Consider the following 624-nt stretch of genomic DNA (forward strand, 5'->3'; position numbering starts at 1 on the left):
AGCAAAAGATTTTAATGACATATGGCTGGGTGAACCTGAAATTGTAGATTGGGAGAATCAGATAGGCTATTGTTTTGAGAAGCGGCAAAGAAGCATGATTTATGAAAGTTTGTCGGTTAGTCATATTTGTGAGTATTTTGAAAGCAAAAAGATTGAAATTACTTTAAATGATCTCAAAGGAAGCAATTTGCATGTTTTAGATGCAGATTATCAGTCTTTAAAAAAATGGTCTCTTTATAGATGTCTGTATGCTGAGATAAAGGAAGGTGATCAAAACTATATCCTGAGAGATTCAATTTGGTACGTGGCTGATAGAAAGTTTGTTTCCACCATTGATAATGAAATTAAACGAATTAAGCTGTATGAGGAAGCCGACAAATTCCCGATTTATTCTTATAAAAGAGAAGAGCAATACAATAAAGAAACTTGTCTTGCTGATCAAAGCTTTACTCATATGGATCAAAAGTTCATATATCATGGTGGTGGGCGAAGTAAAATTGAATTTTGCGATATTATTAGAGGTGCAACTGATTTTATTCATGTGAAATATTATAGCGGTGCGCAAAGCATGAGCCATCTATTTTCACAAGGATTTATAAGCTCTGAACTTTTCATAAGCGATTC

1 protein-coding gene is annotated in these 624 nt (G+C 33.5%); it reads left to right on the forward strand.

The window, feature by feature from the left end:
* Positions 1 to 624: TIGR04141 family sporadically distributed protein (locus IM290_RS21410; RefSeq protein WP_193354509.1), on the forward strand; the 624-nt coding region annotated here is incomplete at both ends.

The organism is Enterobacter cloacae complex sp. S1 (genome assembly GCF_014930525.1).
GTDB lineage: Bacteria > Pseudomonadota > Gammaproteobacteria > Enterobacterales > Enterobacteriaceae > Enterobacter > Enterobacter hormaechei_C.